Origin of the sequence: Nostoc sp., from assembly GCF_036916735.1 — a bacterium.
In the GTDB taxonomy this organism is placed as follows: domain Bacteria; phylum Cyanobacteriota; class Cyanobacteriia; order Cyanobacteriales; family Nostocaceae; genus Nostoc.
In genome coordinates, this window is the sequence record NZ_JBALFV010000051.1 from 1 (window position 1) to 20,090 (window position 20,090).

A 20,090-nucleotide genomic window follows, 5' to 3' on the forward strand; every position below is an offset into this window, starting at 1 on the left:
AAGGTTCCCCTCGTTGGTTGGTTGCGGCGGACAATGCAGCTATTTGCCAGGATACTCTCAGTGTTAATCTGATTTTCGGGTAACTCGGTAAGGCTGTTTGGAATGAAGGTGGTATCAGGTAGGGTGATGACTCCACTGACAGCACCAGTGGCATTGATATCAACTCGATTATTGCCATCAAGGGTATTTGGCGGATTGTTACCTGAAGATGCAGGGCTGTAGTTTTCCCCGAAGAAAGCTTTGGTGTCGAAGATGATATTCCCCCCTTTGCCGCCATCATTACGATCAGCATAAGCGAGGATGTCGCTGTCGCCAAAAGCGATAATTGAGTTAGCTGCTAGGTTAATGTTACCGCCACCGCCTGCACCAGAGGCGACATCAGTTCTGATATCGCTGTTACCAAAGAGGCGAATATCAGAAGCGGTGATGTTGATAGCTCCCCCAGAAGATTCCTTAGAGGAGGTTGCGATCGTGCCATCTCTGGCTGTTAAGTTTCCGGTGTTAATCTTTATTTTACCAGCAGGAGCAGCACCATTTGACTTGGCAAGCAAACTTGCCTGATTTATGTCTAGAGATTGTGTAGCTTTTACTGTGATGTTGCCGCCTACTCCGTTAGGATTAGGGGATGAGGTAGAAGCGGACACCTGTGCTCCATCCTGAATTGTTAGGCGTTGTGTCTCAATGTCCAGTTTTCCCCCGGCTCCAGCGCCGCTTGTCTCGACTGAGAGTTGACTATTGCCGCTAATTGTTACTGCCTGGGATGCATCTATAGATAAGCTTCCCGCTTGTCCACCGCTAGAGGTACTGGTAAGCAATTGTCCACCGTTAACAGCACTCAAGGTATTGGCATTGATAGTAATGTCGCCTCCTCTGGAGTTAGTCAGGGTTTGGGCATCTAAAACCCCTCCATCTGCTACGCTGAGGTTGTCCGTTGTAACGTAGATGTCGCCACCCTGACCGATATTGTTGTTGGCAGTACCCAACAGGGTATTGCTGCCACCACTCCCTGAGCGTAATCCACTAGGAGTGTGAGAAGTGGGGTTGATGCCAGAGATTGTCACAGCATCAGTGGCATTCACTTGAATGTTTCCAGCAATTCCCTCTCCCAAGGTTTGGGTTTGCACAGTTCCCCCTGTTGTAATGGAAAGGGAACGAGTGGAAAGGTCAATATCGCCACTATTGCCAATTGCGCCTCCTGCCACGCCACTTAAGATTGAGCCGTTGGCAACCGAGATGGAGTCTGCCTGCACCGAGATGTTGCCTGCGTTGCTATTGTGCCCAAATGTGGTAGTGGCAACAGCTGCTCCATCTTTGATGCTCAGTTGCCCCGTTTCAATCTTGATGTTGCCAGCACTGCCACCGGAATCGACAGTTGTCTGAGTAAACATGCCGCTAGGAAATTGAGTTCCTAGAGGTGGTATACGATTACCATTGTTATCCTGGGGATATTTATCAACATCACCATTGGGAATATAACCGCCCAGGTAGGTACTGGGTGGAATTGCCAAAAAACCACCAATCGGGCCAGAAAAAATGTTTTGAGGAGCCTGTGTTGTTGCTCCACTCAGTTCAACTTTGTCAGAGGCACGCATAGTAATATTCCCGCCCGCTCCACTGCTGTGGGTAGAGGCTGATAATTGTGCGCCCCCACTCAAGGTAATGGCAGGAGCACTAATCAGAATATCTCCCCCCTTACCACGGCCAAAGGTATCGCTAGTAATGATGCCATTGTCATAAGCAAAAGGTGCATGACTGGTGATGGTTATATTTCCTGAACCCAGTTTCCCTGTGGAGTTAATTGAACCAGTACCTGGAACCAGCTTGTATGTACTGGTGTTAGGGTCAAATTTATATTGAAGAAACCGGATGGTGTTTGTGGCTTCCAGGCTAATATTGGCTCCCTCTCCTGCATTGCCAGAAGAGGAGAACGAATTAGAGATTAAATTGCTAGTGGAAATGCTACCGTCGGTGGCAGAGAGGTGAATTGCGCCCCCCGCACCTGCGTTGCCGGAAGACAACGAAAAAGAGTATAAAAAGTTAGTATTAATGTTGCCGCCGATGGCAGAAAGGTGAATCGCGCCCCCTGAACCTGCATTGCCAGAAGAGGACGACGAGCTAGAGGACAAATAGCCAGTCTTAATGCTGCCGCCGATGGCAGAGAGGTGAATCGCACCCCCCGCTCCTGCCTTGCCAGAAGAGGAGAACGAGCCAGAGGACAAAAAGCCAGTCTTAATGCTGCCGCCAGTGGTAGAGAGGTGAATCGCACCCCCCGCTCCTGCCTTGCCAGAAGAGGAGAACGAATTAGAGATTAAATTGCTAGTGAAAATACCGCCGCCGATGGCAGAGAGGTGAATCGCGCCCCCTGAACCTGCATTGCCTAAAGACGACGAGCCAGAGGACAAATAGCCAGTCTTAATGCTGCCGCCGGTGGCAGAGAGGTGAATCGCGCCCCCCGCTCCTGCCTTGCCTGAAGACAACGAGCCAGAGGACAAATAGCCAGTCTTAATGCTGCCGCCGGTGGCAGAAAGGTGAATCGCGCCCCCTGAACCTGCATTGCCTGAGGAAAACGAGCTCAGGTTGCCAGTCTTAATGTTGTTTTGAGCAGTGAGGGCGATCGCCCCCCCATTGCCAGTTTTGGAGTAGGAGAACAAATCTCCTGTACTACTGTTAATGCTTCCACCTGTGCTGCTTAAAGTGATGTTGCCCCCTTTTCCAGCTCCATTGGAATAAGAGTACAGGTTGCCAGTCTTAATGTCATTTTGAGCAGTGAGGGCGATCGCTCTCCCATTGCCAGTATTAGAGGCAGAGTTCAAAGTTCCTGCACTGGTGTCAATGCCTCCACTTGTGCTGAGTAGAGTGATCTTGCCCCCTTTTCCAGTTCCATTGGAGGAAGAGTACAGGTTGCCAGTCTTAATGTCATTTTGAGCAGTGAGGGCGATTGCTTCGCCATTGCCAGTACTGGAGACGGAGTTCAAAGTTCCTGCACTGGTGTCAATGCCTCCACTTGTGCTGAGTAGAGTGATCTTGCCCCCATTGCCAGATAAGGAGAAAGAACCTAAATAGCTACCAGTGGTAATGTTGTTTTGGGCTGTGAGGGTAATCGCTCCCCCATTGCCAGTACTGGAAATGGAGTCCAAAGTTCCTGCACTGGTGTCAATGCCTCCACCTGTGCTGCGTAGAGTGATGTTGCCCCCATTTCCAGCGCCTAAAGAGTCAGAGTACAGCTTGCCAGTCGTAATGTTGTTTTGGGCTGTGAGGGTGATCGCCCCTCCGTTATTTCCCCCATTTGTTGTGTCTAGGGTTTTCCCGTTGGTGACGATTGCTCTACCACTAGAAATCTCAATTGTCCCACCATTGGTGGTCATCTCTTGCGTACTCACATTCCCCGATGCCGCCAACAGGTTAACTATTCCCCCAACCCCATTAAACGGCTGTAAAGTAATATTTCCACCTAAAGTAATTCCCTCTGGCACAGTTCCACTCTTTAATGCAAATAGTGAGCCAGAATTGACACCCCTATAAGCTAGAGTATTCTGTCCGGAACGCATAATTAACGCCGTACTATTGCTTAAGGTTGCAGTATCTTGTCCTGCTGGTAAAGGGCTAGTATCCGGTGTAGTAATATTTATATCACCCTGAAAGCGAATATTACCCTTGCTTTCTACCAACAGCGATGATCCAGTGTAGTTAGCTGTAACATCCACATCACCATTACTGCTAATAATTGGGTCATATTTGCTCACAAAGTTTGCTAATCCACCCGATAAATTATGGATTGAAAAACTACCACTACTATTAAAACGAGCGTCACCAGAAATGATCCCATCACTAACTAAGCTGAGATTACCCCCACTTACAAATGGTGTCTGCGTTGGATAATTCAGTGCTAAAATGTCAATCCCCTGATTTCCAACAATCGCTAGATTTCCACCAGAGCGTGCCAGAAATGGACTCGCTTCATTATCCCGAATTTTGACTGTATCAGTTGCTTGCAAGGTCAAATTTCCCCCTGCATAAAACTGACCTTGTAAATCCAAGTTACTACCAGCCAGCGTCAAATCCTTTGGCGCTGATAAATTTCCCTGATTAATTATGTTCCCTGGTTGTGCAGCTGCTTGATTGAAAAACAGCGCTCCTGGACTGACAGATAGTAAACTGCTTTGTTGCGGTTGTGTTGCACTAAAATAACCTTGCTTGCCCAATGCGATCGCATCTGCTGTTGTTGCAAAAAATGATCCCTCAACATCCAAACTGGCATTTTGCCCAAAAATGATGCCATTGGGATTCATAAAAAACAAGTTGGCACTGCCTAATACTCCCAGTCTGCCAAAAATTTCTGAGCGGCTATTCCCGGTGACTCGGCTGAGAATGTTCTCAATTCCAGTGGGATTGGCAAAATAAGCCCCCCTGCCTTCTCCTATGTTAAATTCTCGAAAACTGTGGAAGAGGTTAGCACCGCGAATTGCTCCTCCATCGATGCGATCGCTAACAATTCCCTGTATATTGACATTGGGTTTAACCACAGAACTTTCAACACCCAGCGTATTGTCAGGCACGATTTGAGCCAAGACATTCTCGCTCAATCCTATTGAAAGTGCTGCCACTAAAGAAACCCAACCGCCAATTTTCCACTCCCAACCTCGACCAAACCAGCTTTTAACAATCACTGGTAAACTCCTGACTTACTTTGAAGTCCCACTGCATTGAGTAACTTTACTTAATTTATACAATAAATCTTCAACTAAAATTAAGCATTCAGTTGTTGTGCTAAATTAATGGTAAAATAAAGTAATAACGATTGCACAATTAGGCAGCTACTATTGCTAAAATGTGCAATTTTAAATTGGAATAGAGTTAAAACTTCGGACAAAATCTTCCTTGTCACCTATGGTATCCTCCTATGCCAAGCCGATACCGCAAATTTCGTGTCCGTCGCTTTCTAGTTGGTTGCTCACCGAACTTGCTCAAACCAATAAATGTATAAGTTCTTAATTCTGGATAAATATTACTAGTAGCTTTTTGATGTCCCTAATGTGGTGCTTTAGTCACAAATAATTCTCCATCGATAATTTCATAGCGATTACCGTTATCTGGTAATAACTCTAAATCCGCACTTGTCTAGCGTATCCGTTCATCAATGGTTTGGCTCATAGGAACCTCTGAAATATTAATACTAATATCCTAATAGTATTTGTCATTTGTCATTCTCCCCAATGCCGCCTCGTCTCTACATCAACTCCATTTCTTGCAACCCTTGGCGTAGTCTTTTCGCCTCTTCAGGGTTATATCTTTCATGAAGGGCGATCGCTTTTCTAAAAGCTGTTAAACTATCTTGATGATTGCCAGCTTTGAGCAACACTACTCCTAAATTTTGATAGGCTTCAGCGTAGTTAGGATTTAACTCAATTGCATTTTGATAAGATGCGATCGCATCTGTAAATAAACCCAAAGCTTTAAATATCATCGCCAAATTATAATGTCCAAAAACAAAAGTAGGGTCAATTTTCAAAGTTGTGGCGTAAGCAGTTTTCGCACCATTTAAATCTCCTGCTGCTTTGAGTAAGTTACCCAAGTTGATGTATGCTCCTAATTTGAGCATGGGGTAAATTGGCAATTTGATTGCAGCTTGATAATGAGAAATAGCCTGTGGGGATTTTTGCAACCGACTGTAAGCAATGCCTAAATGATAGTGGAGTTCATATAAAATATCGTAGTTTTCTTCAGCAGTAGTGATTCCTCGTCTAAGCAACTCCATACCTTGGGTAATTTTCCCAGTTTTCACATACAATGCCCCTAATTTACTGCAAACATAGGGGTCATTAGGATGAGTAGCGAGAAACCCTTCCATTGCTGTAGCTGCTTTAGCATATTTGTTATTTTGAGTGATCGCACTTTTTTGATATCCTACGTGTAAAAGTGCGATTCCTGGTAAATAACCTACTTGCCAATGGGGTTCTTTGGTTATAATTGCTGACACGCTATCATCCACTAAAGCATGATAAGGCCGGTCAAAGCTAATATCTCGATGATTGCGAAACAGCCTAGACACCAGAGAATAGGGAGATTGTTCTGCACCAATTTCGTGGCGGACGAGGTTAATGAGTAGGTATTCATCTCTTGCGATCGCCTCTCGCAACTGCGGTACAATTCCTGGTGTGAGAGTTTCATCAGCATCTAATACCAGAATCCAATCTCCAGTGACATATTTTAGAGCTGCATTACGAGCAGCACTGAAGTCATTACACCATTTAAAATGATAGACATTTGCACCGAGTTGTTGGGCAATATTGGGAGTGCGATCAATTGAACCTGTATCTAAGACTACCATTTCATCTACTACTTTTCGGACACTGCTCAGGCACTTAGGTAGTGTTGCTGCTTCATTTTTTACAATCATGCACAGACTGAGTTTCATATTGCCAAGAAATTCTGGTTCAAATTTTTTGCTTACTGTAGTGACCAACTTTTATTTTGTGCCGATATAGCATCAGACCATCATAAGGCGAGTTTTTAACAAACGACAGTCATTAGTCATTTGTCAATAAATAGTTCTTCTCCTGCTCCCATGCTCCCCCGGTTACTGAGCGCAGCGATGCACTGAGCTTGCCGAAGTGTCGAAATATGCTCCCCAGCCTATCACAACGACTTTCTCAGGGCATTGCAAGATATGGGGTATGCACCAATGACTAATGACTACTTAATCAAAAATCCTCAAATCCTACTTGTTAGACAAGCTGACTGAAACTAACTCAAGATATACTATTATACTTATATGCATTATATAGAGAATTATATATAATGAAAAATTCTTTCGCCAGAACAGCAAATTTACTTCGCCAAAATATCAAAGATTATTTGCGATCGCTTAACGTTTGGTTTTTAGATACACCAGAAAGGGCACTTTTAGAAGCTCAACAAGCAGCTCAGAGAATTAAAAACATTGAGATAGAACATTTTGACGGCAAGAAAATATCTTCACAATCAGTAAATTATACTGAAAATGTGATGTCTTATTGGCAAGGATACCTCGATAAGAATTTAACTACTATCAAAGTAAGACTTATAGAGTTTCGGCTTAGTCGTGGAATTTTAAAGCTCTCTAATTCTGTATTGTTAGAAAAACTGAAAGCTATTGATGAAGTTGTAGAGAAATACGCTCTAGAAAGTGAAACAACTAGCAACAATGCGTTAATATCAACTTCTCAACCACTCCAAATTAACCAGAGCAAAATCAACAAACAGCCATTTTATAATATTAATAATATCCGACCGCAACCTTCATCTCAACAGGCTAGATTATTATCGAGGTCTATGGGTCAAAGACTTAATAGAATCAAAATAAATTTTGCACCGCAGACGGAAGAAGAGTTTGTTAGAAATTACCGACTTTCTAGAAAGAGGACAAAAATTTCTCTAAGATTTATAATAATTTTAATTATTGTACCCTTTTTAACTCAGCAATTATCTAAAAGCTTTTTAGTATATCCGATATTAGACAGAAATTTAGAAAACAACATCGATCAAATTTTTAGCAATTCTGATGTAGAAAAAGAAGCTCTCCAGGAATTACATAATTATCAACAGAGTCTGAAATTTGAATATTTCCTAAATCAAGCACCACCAATTTCTTCAGAAGTAATAAAAGAAAAGGTAAAAGACAAAGCCATTGAGATAGCTGAGGAATTTTACAGAAAACATAAAAGTGCTATTAGTAATGTATTTGCTGATATCATATCACTAATTTCTTTTAGTATAATTATTATTATAAGCAAAAAAGAAATTGTGATTGTAAAATCTTTTATAGATAATATTGCTTATGGACTAAGCGATAATGCCAAAGCTTTTTTAATTATTCTCTCCACAGATATATTTGTAGGATTTCACTCGCCAGAAGGGTGGGAGGTTATTGTTGAAGGATTAATAGAACATTTAGGACTGCCAGCCAATAAAACTATAGTATTTTTCTTTATTGCGACATTTCCCGTGATTTTAAACACTATCTTTAAATACTGGATATTCCGCTATCTGAGTCGCTTATCGCCGTCGGCATTAGCTACATTAAAAGAGATGGACGAGTAATTGATAATTCGTAATTCGTAATACTCGCCTCCGGCGAGAAGCAAGCTACGTAATTCGTAATGAGCAACTCTTAGAGACGCTATCGCGATCGCCCCGCTAGACTAACGTAATTTGTAATTCATAATTATTTTGGTGTATTTGTCTCTTGATTCGCTAGGCTATGTATATCTTGGTTCTTCTGAAGCGTACTATGGATTTTGAAAGCAAAGCCAATGCCCCAACTTCTACAGACAACATAGAGTTTGCTCAACCAACTACTAGCCGTAAGCCATTAGAATTGCTACGAGATACTGAGGCTTTGCTACGCCGTCCAACCGTAGCAACACTGTCGCCGATTTTGCCACCAAAACTGAGCAATAAATTCCAAGCAACGTCATCTTTAGCAGATAATTCTTTTAAGAAATTGGCAGAAATTGACTTAGATACTATTAGTGATTTTGAACTACGACATGCGCGAATTGGTATTGGCTTAAGCTTTGTTGGTTTTGGGGCGCTGATGATATTAGTGTTGCTGCTCTACTTAAACACGTTGCGTCCCGAACTTAGTACGGGTGAGCAGATTCGGCAATACTGGTATCAATATGTTTGGTTTGTCAGTTTGGGTGTTACAGGGATGTTTATGTTGGGCCGTGAAGCGATGCGTCCTATGCCAAAGCGACGGCAATCAAAATAGCAAGTACTGAGTAAAAGTAATTTGTAATACCTTACAGGTTCGTGCAGCATGTCGCAGACAGACGCTGCAATTACCTTGCTTAAAAGTAAGGTATACCTATGCCATTAAGTTTTATAACAGTAATTAAGAAAAAGCTACAAAACTTGTTGATGATCAAGAGGGACTTAAAATCCTAGAATTAATTAAAAGTTATGAATCACGATGCTTTCATAGTTCCACCAGGTTCAAAGATTTCTCTGAAAAAAAACTATGACCCAGCCTATAAGACTGAGTTTCATCAAAAAGCTGATGCTGCAATGAAATTACAGGTAGATATTGAACGATTAGCAAATTATCAAAATATTCTCTACGCTCAAAACACATATTCTTTGTTGATTATTTTCCAGGCAATGGATGCTGCTGGTAAAGATAGCACAATTAAACATGTGACCTCTGGTGTAAACCCGCAAGGATTTCAGGTATTTAGTTTCAAGGGCCCTAGTGCAGAAGAATTAGACCATGACTACTTGTGGCGAACAACTAAGGCTTTACCAGAAAGAGGTCGAATTGGAATATTCAACCGTTCATACTATGAAGAAGTATTAGTGGTTCGTGTCCATCCAGAAATGCTGAAAAAACAACAACTTCCCTACTTACCTGAGAAAAAGAAGATATGGAAACAGCGTTTTGAAGAAATCAATAACTTTGAAAAATATTTGATAAATAATGGTGTAATTATCCTGAAGTTTTTTCTGAATGTCTCAAAAGCAGAGCAGAAAAAACGCTTCTTACAACGGATTGATTTTCCTGAAAAAAATTGGAAGTTTTCAGATAGCGATGTCCAAGAAAGAGCTTTTTGGGATGATTATATGAATGCTTATGAAGAAGTTTTCAACAACACTAGTACAGAATGGGCCCCGTGGTATATTATTCCTGCCGATCGCAAATGGTTTACACGCCTGAGTGTTGCCAATATCATCTGCACAAAATTAGAAGAACTAAATCTGCAATACCCGACAGTTAGTGAAGAACATAAACAGCAACTTTTACAAGCCAAACGCATTTTAGAACAGGAGGATTGAGTTATTTATTTTACAAAAAAGGGTAAAATTAATATGAATATCCTGTATAATATATTTAAATAAAAGATAAATATTAAGATTTATTAATAATTTTTGTAATGAAAAAAGTTTGTCTGATAGTGGCAGCCAAAAAATCATGACTCAGATGGTGGAAGATGCCAAAAATCATTTACCTCATTTTAATAATGCTGCCTTTGATATTGTGGCGATCGCAGCCTCAGCAGGAGGTCTAGCTGCTTTAATTAAATTGCTATCGACTCTACCTCAAGAATTTACAGCCGCGATCGCCATTGTGCAACACCTCGATCCCAAACATCCCTCTCTGATGGCAGAAATTCTCAATCGGCACACGGCTCTTAGCGTCAAACAGGCACAAGAGGGAGATTGCCTTACCCCAGGAACGACTTACATTGCTCCACCTAATCGTCACTTGCTGGTTAACGGTGACGGCACTCTTTCCTTATCACAGTCGGAATCAGTACATTTTTTACGTCCTTCGGCTGATCTATTATTTGAATCGGTTGCAGCCACTTACAAAAATAGAGCGATCTCCCTTGTGCTAACTGGAACAGGTCGTGACGGCGCGATGGGAGTAAAAGCAATAAAAAAAATGGGTGGTATTGTTATTGTTCAAGATATAAAAACCGCCGAATTTTCTGGAATGCCTTCCACCGCGATTCAAACTGGCAACGTAGATTTTATTCTTCCCCTCGATAAAATCTCTAGCACCTTGGTAACTTTGGTCATGGGAGAATTTGATACTCCCAGACGCAGTTGATAATTCCACTCCTTTGCTCTTAGTCCCCTGCTCTACCCTATGACTTCCCCAGAAAAAGACCCCAAATTTGAAAATCTACTAGTTTATCTCAAACAAAGCCGGGGATTTGATTTTACAGGCTATAAGCGTTCTACTTTAATGCGTCGGGTATCTAAGCGAATGCAGTTGTTGAGTATAGAGGACTTTGAAGATTATCTAGACTACCTAGAAGTTTATCCAGAAGAATTCAATTATCTTTTCAACACTATCCTAATTAACGTCACTGCTTTTTTTCGAGATTTATCAGCTTGGGAATATTTAGCAGAACAAGTGTTGCCTAATCTGATTAAAAATAAAACAAGTTCTGAGCCAATCCGCATCTGGAGCGCTGGTTGTGCTTCTGGGGAAGAAGCTTATACCCTGGCAATGTTGATGGCTGAAATATTGGGAGCAGATGAATTTCGCCAGCGAGTGAAAATCTATGCCACCGATGTAGATGAAGAGGCTCTCAACCTGGCACGTCTTGCTACGTATTCAGCAAAAGAAGTCCAGGCTGTGCCAGATAACCTACGGCAGAAATACTTTGAGATTGTCGGAAACCGCTATGTCTTCCGCCAAGATTTGCGTCGCTCAGTGATTTTTGGTCGTCACGATCTGCTTCAGGATGCGCCCATTTCGCGCTTAGATTTGCTGGTTAGCCGCAATACCATGATGTATTTTAATTCTGAGACTCAAGGGCGAATTCTGGCTCGGTTTCATTTTGCACTAAGTAATGCAGGCTATCTATTTTTAGGAAAGGCGGAAATGCTACTGATACATTCGAGTCTGTTTACGCCCCTAGACTTAAAAAACCGCATATTTTCTAAAGTATCACAGGTGAATATCCGCAATCGCCTTTTAGTTATGGCAAATTCAGGAGATGACGAATCTAGCAGCCGTTTGTCTCGAAACCTGCGATTGCGAGATATGGGTTTCGACACAGCACCAATCGCTCAAGTAGTCATTGATAACAATGGAATTCTGATACTGGCAAATGAGCAAGCGCGGAATTTGTTTGGCCTTTCCCTCAGAGATTTAGCTCGTCCCTTCCAGGATCTGGAACTTTCTTATCGACCAATTGAGTTGCGATCGCTAATTGAACGGGCTTATAATGAACGCCGCCCCATCACCCTGACAAATGTAGAGCGTTATTTATCCAACACAGAAACCCAATATCTGGATGTGCAGATTACGCCCTTGCAAGACACCGACACCAATTTCTTAGGTGTAAGCATCGCTTTTCATGATGTCAGCCGTTACATTAAACTTCAAGAGGCACTGCAACGCTCCCGACAGGAATTAGAAACTACTAACGAAGAACTCCAATCTACTAATGAAGAATTAGAAACTACCAACGAAGAACTCCAATCTACCAATGAAGAATTAGAAACCACTAACGAAGAACTCCAATCTACCAACGAAGAATTGGAGACGATGAATGAAGAATTACAATCTACTAATGAAGAATTACAAACAATTAATACTGAGTTGAGCGATCGCACCACAGAACTGAATCGTACTAATACTTTCCTTGTTTCTATACTCAGAAGTCTCCAAACTGGAATAGTAGTAATTGATGACAGTTTTAACGTCTCAATTTGGAATTACGTGGTAGAAGATTTATGGGGTTTACGAACTGACGAAGTTTTAGGACACTCTATTTTTAGCCTAGACATTGGGCTACCCGTCGAGCAGTTGCGATTGCCCATCCGCGACTCCCTATCGGGAAAAAAACACTTTCAAGAAATGATCCTCAATGCTACCAATCGTCGGGGTAAAAAAATAAAATGTTACCTGGCGATCACTCCATTGTTTGGCATTGAAATACAGGGAGCAGTTTTGATAATGGCAGATGTAGAGAGTGTCAACAGTATGATTTCTATTCAAGGAATAGAAGAACGTGAGCAGCAGTCATAAAAAAGTCGGGTGGCAATGTTGCATCCAAGTGAGAATTGCTATAATATACTGTGGCGATTTGCCTACCTTTAACAAGGGGATTTTGCCCCTTGTCTGGCTGTATAGTTACTTTACGCTATTAATTGTACATTGGTTTTTGTTGGTTAATTGTAAAATTGAGCTTGATATAAGTACAGTAACAGTTCGATTTGCTGTATGAGAATCTAGACCAGACTTTAAAAGTTGATTTATCAATATCCTTCTATTTTGGATTACATAGGTTTTACTTTGAACTGCAAGATATTTGTAAACAATTTTTGCTACTTCTAAACCTACATACCCACAATACCGTGACAAATTGGGAAGCTTCATAAATCCAATCAACATCAGACTTTTTCCAAAGCTAAAGAAAGTTTTTTATCTGTATCTAAAATAAGTCCTGGTATTCAAATCCAAGACCTCAATTTAAGTTACTACACACTAAAAATGAACAAACTTAATCATCCTAATTGGCTGAAGTAAAAATCGTCCAAAGAATTCCAGTTAGCCCAATAGCTATTAAGAGGTTAGTGAAAAACCTGCCGAATTCAACTTCTTACCCCAGCTTTTGTCGTCTTGACCAACAGTGAAAAATGATGACCACGCTTGATTTGCATTAATGGTCTCAAAATTTTTCAAATCAGGTCTAAAAATGACTGATCCAATCAAATTTTTTTTTGGTAATTAAATCAGTTTTCATAAGTTTGCCTCTAAATTGTTTTATTTGTCAACTGAAGAAAACTCGTAAATTTAAAGTGTCTCTCTATAGGCTGGTTAGCCATCTAATCAAACCCTGTTCGGTAAAAACTTCCAAGGCTATAAACCGAGATAAAACCAATTATTATTGCCAAACGCCCATTGAGTTTTTCAGTATCTTCACTGAAACCTGTCCATGGGGTTTCATCAACAGAAACCTTGTATGATTTTTTGTCATTTTGTAAATTAATTTAAATTATTGTAAATATACTTTGTAACTAATTGACATAAAAATAAAAGCAGTAATAGCCGTATTAAACAAGTAGGGTATTTTGAATTTGTAAAAGCTACAAAAGCAACCTTAATGCGTTAAACCATTGTTAATCAAGGTTTTCTAGATAAATATGCAGTTGAGCCTGCAATGTGTGCTAAGTATCCAAATAAATATTCAAATGAAATGCGATCGCTTTCCATCATCTCTTACCACGCGATCGCACCCCACACAGCACTAAACTAAAAAGTAAGATGCTCACAATAGCCTATGAACGTCACGACAACCACTTTATCCTCTACACTCAAATTGAAAATCGACTTGACTGATGAGCAATTTTTCCAGATGTGTCAGAAAAACCGCGATTATCGATTTGAGCGCACAGCATCAGGGGAATTATTAATTATGCCACCTACAGGTAGTGATACTGGCAAACGTAATGTTAAAATTACCACTCAATTAGATATTTGGAATTCTGAGAGTAATTTAGGCGAAGTTTTTGACTCTTCAACTGGCTTCACGCTACCTAATGGTGCAGAACGTTCTCCTGATGCATCTTGGGTAAAAATTGAGCGATGGAATGCTTTAACCCCAGAACAACAAGAAAAATTTGCCCCAATTTGTCCTGATTTTGTCGTTGAGTTGCGTTCTCGTACTGATTCCTTGAAAGAATTGCAGGAGAAAATGCAGGAGTATATCGAAAATGGTGCTCAATTAGGCTGGTTAATCGACCGGAAAAACAAGCGAGTAGAAATTTATCGTCCAGGTAAAGATGTAGAGATATTAGACAATCCTGTTAGTTTATCAGGAGAAAATGTATTACCTGGATTTGTATTGCATTTACAGCAAATTATCTAACTTTATTTATTAGGATACACATACCGCATTTCAAAACGACTTTGTTGCCAAAGTGGTAGCAAAGCCTGTTTAACAGCATTTAATTGAGCTTGCAACAAAGAGATTTTACCATTTTCTATAATCCAACCTGAGTTCAACAAACCTCTCCCTGCTTTGAACTTTAGTTCAAGTCTGTCCCTCTCCAAGTCGGAGAAGGACATGATATGATCCGTCGAACTCACGTTAATTAAGCAAAGGCAAAAATTGGCGAATTAATCCAATTGTCACTGCTGGTAACTCCAACTGTGGTGTTAACCCGACATTTTCCAACTGTTGAAAAAATCGGATCGCTTGGGGATTAATTTCGGCAAGGCGGCGACCAACTGAGGGGCCTGTAAATTCTGACCTTTGTCCCCAAATAATGGCCGTGGGAGTAGTCAGTTGTTGAATGTAAAGGGATAAATCAAAGCATAAATCGCCACGCACAAAGGAGAGTGCTGCATACTCAGCATTAGGCTGTTGGGCAGATTGTAAATAAGCATCTACAATTTCTTGGTACACTCGATTAGATTGAGCAAATTGCCGTTGTTCTAAAAAGCTGCGAATACCCCCAGTGGTGGCTACTCCAGTGGTATAAAGTAAACGGTCAACTAGGGGAACGCTGATTAACTGAGCAAAAAAACTACGGGAGTAGTCTTCGCCAAAGTCAGAAAGTCCGGCAGGGGTAGTGAGAATTAAAGATTTGAATAAATCAGGATGAGCCGATGCTACTCGAATTGTAAAGGCTGCGGTCAAAGAAGAAGCGATCGCTGTTACTGGCCCGGTACAAGTCTGCTCAAAAAACTCCCGAATCGTGGTTAAATAATCTTCAATCTTATAACTCCGTGCCGGATGTTCAGACCTACCCCAACCGATTAAATCTGGCGCAATGACCCGATATTCGGCGGCAAAAGCCGGATAGACTTTCGACCACTCATAAGCAGAAGACCCGCCACCAAAGGCGTGCAGAAACACTAAAGTTTCCCGATCATCTTTTGCTGTAAAATTGTCCTGCCAAGGTGACCCAGTGGCTGTATAATATACCATCCTACCAAGTGAGGTATTTATAGAACGTTGTTCAAATCCTGGTGGTTGAAACATAAGTACTTTTTGTTTACTGTAGTAATTGAGTAGCGTTAGTAACAGATAGACTTGTATCTGTGTGTACACGGAGAAAGAATTTGATAATTTATCCGCGTCACAAAAGCCGGTGAGTAAGCTTATTCCTTCAATGTATAGGATGAATCGCTACTCGCTGTCTTGGTCATTAGTCAGTAATTATTACTGTCGAGTCAACGTACTAACAACTATAGGACTTACGCAAAATTATGAAAAAACGAACCGCAAAGGACACAAAGGACACAAAGTCAAGAGGGTTTCAGAGAGTTCTTGCGTAAGTCCTGAACTAATAACGAATGACTTATTGACTAGATTTACCCACGGCTTAAAACTGTAGGTTGAGTTAACGCATCTCCTTTAGTCACCTTAGAATACTTACCTATTTAATTCAAACTCCTTACTCATTGTTATTATCGGTGAACCAATCACTTTAAGACTTCTTCCTACTATCAGATTAAGTAGATATAAAATTACTGGATTACTTATAAAGATTTGGTGATTTTTTTCATACTAAAAAGTGATTGAGCCTTGAAATTACTGGATTACAAAGGTTTTTTGTGGTAGCAAGGATCACTAAAGTGGGAATAAAACATAAGTTTTTATGGTAGTCTATGAAGAAACTCATAAATAATTTTGAGCGTCAAGAAGATTCAAAATGCTCATTTTAAGAAGCTATTAATTATAGTTAGACATGTAAAAATATAGCTTTTGATGTATTAGTAAATCTATTTATTATCTAGCTAATGGTAAGGCAGGATGTCATGGTAAAGCAGGCTACTCTTCAATTAAATAAACTACCAACGATTGAAGACGCTAAATTTGCGCTTGACTTTAATATACAAAATGAAATTAAAGCTTCAGCTTGGGGGGAGCAGGTCGAGTCAGCTATTGACGCTGGCAGAGTTACTGTACCTACTTATATTTGTTTAGACTTAGAAGACTTAAAGTGTTTTGAACCAGTAGAGCGCCAATATGAACACTGGGGAGTAATTTTTCATAATTCTATAGCAATACAGCCATCAAATCCAGCATTTCCAGCCTATTCAGGGCTAACAGTTTTAATGGGAGCGCCCAAAAGCGGATTTTTAGAAGCTACTTTCTTACATCCGGTTAATTCAGTTAGCGCCTTTGTCACTAGTTCACAACGGCTAGTGCTTTCCGCGTATGATCGCGATCAGCAACTCATCGCTCAAACTGCACTACCCAGCGCTAATCTTGCCAACTCAGACTCGGCAATTTCTCCCAATAGCTTATTATCTATAACTGGGAATAACATCTACAGCGTTACCTTCTGTGCTTTTGATGGCCAATTCACTCTTGATAAGTTTCGTTTTTGTCTTTAAAAACCCTTTATGCCCTTGCTCTGAGCCATTTAAAATGTTATCTTGATTTCCGCCGTGCTGTACTAGTCTACTAGGCTGTCCTTAAAAACTGGGCATCTTGTGGTTTGGGTTTTTACCCTTTCTTCAACCGTAGTAAAACTTATACAATAGTTAATTTCTTAATCAAGTAGGTAAACACTGTGGCACAGGCTTCGTCTTCTTGGCAGCAATTGATCAACCAGATCCCCAACTGGAACTGGTCGCTTCCAAAGTTCAAGACAAAGGGAGCAACAAAGCAACAAACATTTAAGCGCTTCTCTGGGCCTGGGGGCTTTCTTGGGTTCTTGACAATCCTTGTCGCCATGTTGTTGTGGAACTGGATGCTGCTATTGGCTCTCTCAATCGGCGTTGGGATAATGGTATTGGTTTACTCAATGCAGGAGTGGGACTGGCAATTACACTGGTCTAAGATACATAAGTTCTTAAACAGTTCAAATCGTCGGTTAGCCTTAGCAGTCATAAGTGGTGGTCTTGCTACTGTCACTACTTACATGACCACTGCAATTTTGGTTGACTCTCACAGTTCCTGGATTGCTGCTGGTGCGATTATGCAAGGCGTGGGAACATTGTTAACTTTAATTTTATTGGTATGGCAAATTGTCAACTTCTATGAAAATCGAGAAGAAGACCACCTCGATCAGTTGTTGATAAATTTAACAGAAAAAGATCCATTAAAGCGGATGATTGCCCTACGTCAATTAACTAAAGTCATCAGCCGTAAGCGAGTTGATTCTTCAGTGCAGCAAGATGTTGTCGAATGCTTGCAACTCCTACTCAGTCGAGAGGAGGAAGTAGTAATCAGAGAGGCAGCTTTTAAGAGTTTACAAGCCTGCGATCGCTTACAAGTTCTACCCACCAAAACAGCAACAACTTTCACACCCGTATCAGCAAAAGTTAAGCACCACGTTTATTAGTTATTTGTCTTTTGTCCTTTGTCTTTTGTCCTTTGCAATTGACCAATGACTAGTGACTAATAACAAATAATTATTTTCGAGCCAACTGTCCATTGCGAACTTGCACTATCGGATAATTACATCGTCGTACCAATTGTTCATCGTGGGTGCTAACAATTACTGTAGCCCCAAAGGAATTTAACTTCTGAAGAATCTGAATCACTTGCCAGGAATTATCTGGATCGAGATTTCCAGTAGGCTCATCCGCCAACAGCAGGGGTGGTGTACCAACAATCGCACGAGCAATACTCACCCGTTGTTGCTCTCCCCCGGATAGTTGATCTGGAAAGCAGTCAGCTTTACTCAGTAAACCCACCAGCTTCAAAGTTGGTTCTAAGCGTCGTTGAATTTCTTTACGGGTATACCCTTGAGCTTGCAACACAAAAGTCACATTTTCCGCTACTGTTCGCTGGGTAATCAGTTTGTAGTCTTGAAACACAATGCCAATCCGTCGCCGCAACAATGACAAGTGATCGCCCCGTAAATCGGCTACATTACACCCATCAACAATTATTTTTCCCTGCGTCGCTAACTCCTGGCCATACAGCAGTTTCAAGAGCGTTGATTTACCTGAACCACTTGGGCCTGTGATAAACAAAAATTCTCCCTTTTTTACCTCAAGGTTCGCATTCAACAAGGCCTGACAACCATTAGTATAAGTCTTGGTTACAGATTGCAATTGCACCTTGACAGTAGTATTGCTACCGTGCTTTTGAGTTTTATTATCCTCTCTATGAACGGATTTGTCTGTTTTAACTTGAGTTGTTAATACTGGCATTGTTAAATTTTCCTTATCCCCACAACCAAATAGCTCACGGGTTTAGATTTGATATTCCTTTCAAAAATAAGGATTCCCAGGTTTCGCCTGGGAATTGAAAATTTAACCAAGAAAATTTAAATTTTTTGAAGACTTCAATACTAACTAAGTAATAGCACCCATAACTCCCACTCCCCAGTACAGAAGTGATTAATCGCGTTTCTCCCCACTCTTGTACAGACGCGATTAATCGCGTCTCTCCCCTCTCAACTAATTGCACCCCTTGCTGTCAAACGATAAACAAACGCTTTCACAGCAAACGCTGGCAAAGCCAACATTCGCCGCCAACGCCAAGGTTCTTGATAAAGCCGATACAACCATTCCAAATTATTATTTCCTAACCAGGCGGGAGCGCGAGTTTTAGTTCCCGACCAAATATCAAAACTACCACCAACACCAATCCAAATTGCTTGGGGGCACAAATGGCGGTTTTTGGCAATCCATAACTCTTGACGTGGTACTCCCAAACCGACAAAAATCACTTGTGGCTGCAATTGAAGCAGAGTTTCTCGCAATTGTGCTTCTTCTACTAGGGAATGGTAGCCTGAGTGAGTGCCTACTATATTCAAATCTGGAATTTGCTGCTGCCAAAAATCTGCCGCAGTTAAGGCCACTCCAGGCGCTGCACCATAGAAAAATACTTTTGCCCCTGTCTTATGTTGCCCAAGTTCTTGCAAAAGTTTTTCTGCTAGTTCAATCCCCGGAAAACGCTGTACTTTTTGCCATAACAGCCATCGCAAATACAGAACAACCCCGGCTCCATCTGGAATCACTAGTTCAGCATTTTTAATCACCTGAGCTAGGATTTGATTCTGCTCTGCCTGCATAGTCATTTCTGCATTGAGCGTTACTACATGAATTCCTCTGCCTGCACGCAGGCATTCTAACAACCAGCCTGGATAGTTCGCCATCACATGAACTGGTATTCCTAACACTGAAAATGCTTCATTGCCTTTAGACATAGCCTATTCTGGATTAACCTCACACCAGATTTACTTGAATGTTAAGTTTATCAAATTTTTTATATTAGAACTTAAGCATTAGAGATTCCCATTGCCCTGCAACAATAGAAAGCATAACTAATTAGTCTTGGGCGCTTGTATTTGGGCTGAATCAGTCCAAATCTGATGTTTCAAGTGTAATATCATACTAAGTGTAAAACGCTCAATAAAGAGGTAGGGGGAAGGGGACTATTCGCTGGCGGAAATGAAGAAGCAGGAAGCAGGGAGTAGGGGGAAAAGGCAAAACTTTCCCCCCTGCTCCCCGCACCCTGTCCAATTCCTCTTCTCTATCCCCCTTGCTCCCTGCTCCCTTGCCTCTTTTTCAACTCGTAACTCTGGTTCCGGAAACACAAGGCCCCACTATACTGCTTGCGGTTAGTGTGGGAATATGTCACGAAACTCGACTTTCTGGTTAAGGTAGTGTAACGGTC

At 41.2% G+C, this 20,090-nt stretch carries 14 protein-coding genes and 3 pseudogenes; 8 read left to right on the plus strand and 9 right to left on the minus strand.

Annotation, left to right across the window (positions count from 1 at the left end; genetic code table 11):
- The 3 genes and pseudogenes from V7L20_RS12095 to V7L20_RS12105 form a co-directional block, all read right to left on the minus strand.
- On the minus strand, window positions 1-4,667 hold a 4,667-nt coding region (locus tag V7L20_RS12095; RefSeq protein ID WP_334744311.1), incomplete at its 3' end, for a beta strand repeat-containing protein.
- 364 nt (window positions 4,668-5,031) lie between these two features.
- A pseudogene (locus V7L20_RS12100) lies at window positions 5,032-5,151 on the minus strand (Uma2 family endonuclease); the annotation flags it as partial.
- A 76-nt stretch (window positions 5,152-5,227) separates the two neighbouring features.
- Window positions 5,228-6,415, minus strand: a complete 1,188-nt coding sequence (locus V7L20_RS12105) for a tetratricopeptide repeat protein (protein WP_334744398.1) — start codon at window positions 6,413-6,415, stop codon at window positions 5,228-5,230.
- Between the two features lie 383 nt (window positions 6,416-6,798).
- Here V7L20_RS12105 and V7L20_RS12110 point away from each other — a divergent pair, with 383 nt between their 5' ends.
- The 5 genes from V7L20_RS12110 to V7L20_RS12130 all read left to right on the plus strand — a co-directional run bounded on the left by V7L20_RS12110 (window position 6,799) and on the right by V7L20_RS12130 (window position 12,526).
- On the plus strand, window positions 6,799-8,079 hold the full coding sequence (locus V7L20_RS12110) for a proton extrusion protein PcxA (RefSeq protein WP_334744312.1): 1,281 nt from the start codon (window positions 6,799-6,801) through the stop codon (window positions 8,077-8,079).
- Between the two features lie 190 nt (window positions 8,080-8,269).
- Entirely contained in the window at window positions 8,270-8,752 is a 483-nt protein-coding gene (locus V7L20_RS12115) for a hypothetical protein (RefSeq protein WP_334744313.1), read from the plus strand.
- A gap of 191 nt (window positions 8,753-8,943) precedes the next feature.
- Window positions 8,944-9,813, plus strand: coding sequence for a polyphosphate kinase 2 family protein (locus tag V7L20_RS12120; RefSeq protein ID WP_334744314.1), 870 nt, complete (start codon window positions 8,944-8,946; stop codon window positions 9,811-9,813).
- 136 nt (window positions 9,814-9,949) lie between these two features.
- Window positions 9,950-10,591, plus strand: a complete 642-nt coding sequence (locus tag V7L20_RS12125) for a chemotaxis protein CheB (RefSeq protein WP_334744399.1) — start codon at window positions 9,950-9,952, stop codon at window positions 10,589-10,591.
- A gap of 39 nt (window positions 10,592-10,630) precedes the next feature.
- Window positions 10,631-12,526, plus strand: a complete 1,896-nt coding sequence (locus tag V7L20_RS12130; RefSeq protein ID WP_334744315.1) for a CheR family methyltransferase — start codon at window positions 10,631-10,633, stop codon at window positions 12,524-12,526.
- Window positions 12,527-13,010: 484 nt separating this feature from the next.
- On the opposite strand, the pseudogene V7L20_RS12135 reads toward V7L20_RS12130, so the two are convergent.
- Together V7L20_RS12135 and V7L20_RS32605 are read right to left on the minus strand one after the other, a co-directional pair.
- Window positions 13,011-13,244, minus strand: a pseudogene (locus V7L20_RS12135) (hypothetical protein).
- A 63-nt stretch (window positions 13,245-13,307) separates the two neighbouring features.
- Window positions 13,308-13,491, minus strand: a pseudogene (locus tag V7L20_RS32605) (high light inducible protein).
- A 290-nt stretch (window positions 13,492-13,781) separates the two neighbouring features.
- Here V7L20_RS32605 and V7L20_RS12140 point away from each other — a divergent pair.
- Window positions 13,782-14,369, plus strand: coding sequence for a Uma2 family endonuclease (locus V7L20_RS12140; RefSeq protein ID WP_334744316.1), 588 nt, complete (start codon window positions 13,782-13,784; stop codon window positions 14,367-14,369).
- A 2-nt stretch (window positions 14,370-14,371) separates the two neighbouring features.
- Here the strand turns inward: V7L20_RS12140 and V7L20_RS12145 are convergent, their stop codons facing one another.
- Together V7L20_RS12145 and V7L20_RS12150 are read right to left on the minus strand one after the other, a co-directional pair.
- Window positions 14,372-14,569, minus strand: coding sequence for a hypothetical protein (locus V7L20_RS12145; protein WP_334744317.1), 198 nt, complete (start codon window positions 14,567-14,569; stop codon window positions 14,372-14,374).
- Between the two features lie 22 nt (window positions 14,570-14,591).
- Window positions 14,592-15,488 carry an alpha/beta fold hydrolase gene (locus V7L20_RS12150; protein WP_334744318.1) on the minus strand — a complete coding sequence of 299 codons (897 nt, stop codon included), beginning with the start codon at window positions 15,486-15,488 and terminating at the stop codon, window positions 14,592-14,594.
- 779 nt (window positions 15,489-16,267) lie between these two features.
- On the opposite strand from V7L20_RS12150, the gene V7L20_RS12155 reads away from it, so the two are divergent.
- The gene (locus V7L20_RS12155; RefSeq protein ID WP_334744319.1) at window positions 16,268-16,849 is read left to right on the plus strand and encodes a hypothetical protein; all 582 of its coding nucleotides are present in this window, start codon (window positions 16,268-16,270) and stop codon (window positions 16,847-16,849) included.
- Between the two features lie 179 nt (window positions 16,850-17,028).
- The gene (locus V7L20_RS12160; protein WP_334744320.1) at window positions 17,029-17,802 is read left to right on the plus strand and encodes an armadillo-type fold-containing protein; all 774 of its coding nucleotides are present in this window, start codon (window positions 17,029-17,031) and stop codon (window positions 17,800-17,802) included.
- A 70-nt stretch (window positions 17,803-17,872) separates the two neighbouring features.
- Here the strand turns inward: V7L20_RS12160 and ftsE are convergent, their stop codons facing one another.
- Both ftsE and V7L20_RS12170 read right to left on the minus strand, forming a co-directional pair.
- Window positions 17,873-18,619 carry a cell division ATP-binding protein FtsE gene (ftsE, locus tag V7L20_RS12165; RefSeq protein ID WP_334744321.1) on the minus strand — a complete coding sequence of 249 codons (747 nt, stop codon included), beginning with the start codon at window positions 18,617-18,619 and terminating at the stop codon, window positions 17,873-17,875.
- Between the two features lie 245 nt (window positions 18,620-18,864).
- The gene (locus tag V7L20_RS12170; protein WP_334744322.1) at window positions 18,865-19,620 is read right to left on the minus strand and encodes a WecB/TagA/CpsF family glycosyltransferase; all 756 of its coding nucleotides are present in this window, start codon (window positions 19,618-19,620) and stop codon (window positions 18,865-18,867) included.
- Between the last annotated feature and the right edge of the window lie 470 nt (window positions 19,621-20,090).

What these genes read in the sequence shown, in the direction of transcription:
- V7L20_RS12130 (WP_334744315.1), top strand. Translation starts at nt 10,631, where the DNA reads ATGACTTCCCCAGAAAAAGACCCCAAATTTGAAAATCTACTAGTTTAT.
- V7L20_RS12120 (WP_334744314.1), top strand. Translation starts at nt 8,944, where the DNA reads ATGAATCACGATGCTTTCATAGTTCCACCAGGTTCAAAGATTTCTCTG.
- V7L20_RS12150 (WP_334744318.1), bottom strand. Translation starts at nt 15,488, where the DNA reads ATGTTTCAACCACCAGGATTTGAACAACGTTCTATAAATACCTCACTT.
- V7L20_RS12105 (WP_334744398.1), bottom strand. Translation starts at nt 6,415, where the DNA reads ATGAAACTCAGTCTGTGCATGATTGTAAAAAATGAAGCAGCAACACTA.
- V7L20_RS12170 (WP_334744322.1), bottom strand. Translation starts at nt 19,620, where the DNA reads ATGTCTAAAGGCAATGAAGCATTTTCAGTGTTAGGAATACCAGTTCAT.
- V7L20_RS12115 (WP_334744313.1), top strand. Translation starts at nt 8,270, where the DNA reads ATGGATTTTGAAAGCAAAGCCAATGCCCCAACTTCTACAGACAACATA.
- ftsE (WP_334744321.1), bottom strand. Translation starts at nt 18,619, where the DNA reads ATGCCAGTATTAACAACTCAAGTTAAAACAGACAAATCCGTTCATAGA.
- V7L20_RS12110 (WP_334744312.1), top strand. Translation starts at nt 6,799, where the DNA reads ATGAAAAATTCTTTCGCCAGAACAGCAAATTTACTTCGCCAAAATATC.
- V7L20_RS12155 (WP_334744319.1), top strand. Translation starts at nt 16,268, where the DNA reads ATGGTAAAGCAGGCTACTCTTCAATTAAATAAACTACCAACGATTGAA.
- V7L20_RS12145 (WP_334744317.1), bottom strand. Translation starts at nt 14,569, where the DNA reads ATGTCCTTCTCCGACTTGGAGAGGGACAGACTTGAACTAAAGTTCAAA.
- V7L20_RS12140 (WP_334744316.1), top strand. Translation starts at nt 13,782, where the DNA reads ATGAACGTCACGACAACCACTTTATCCTCTACACTCAAATTGAAAATC.
- V7L20_RS12125 (WP_334744399.1), top strand. Translation starts at nt 9,950, where the DNA reads ATGACTCAGATGGTGGAAGATGCCAAAAATCATTTACCTCATTTTAAT.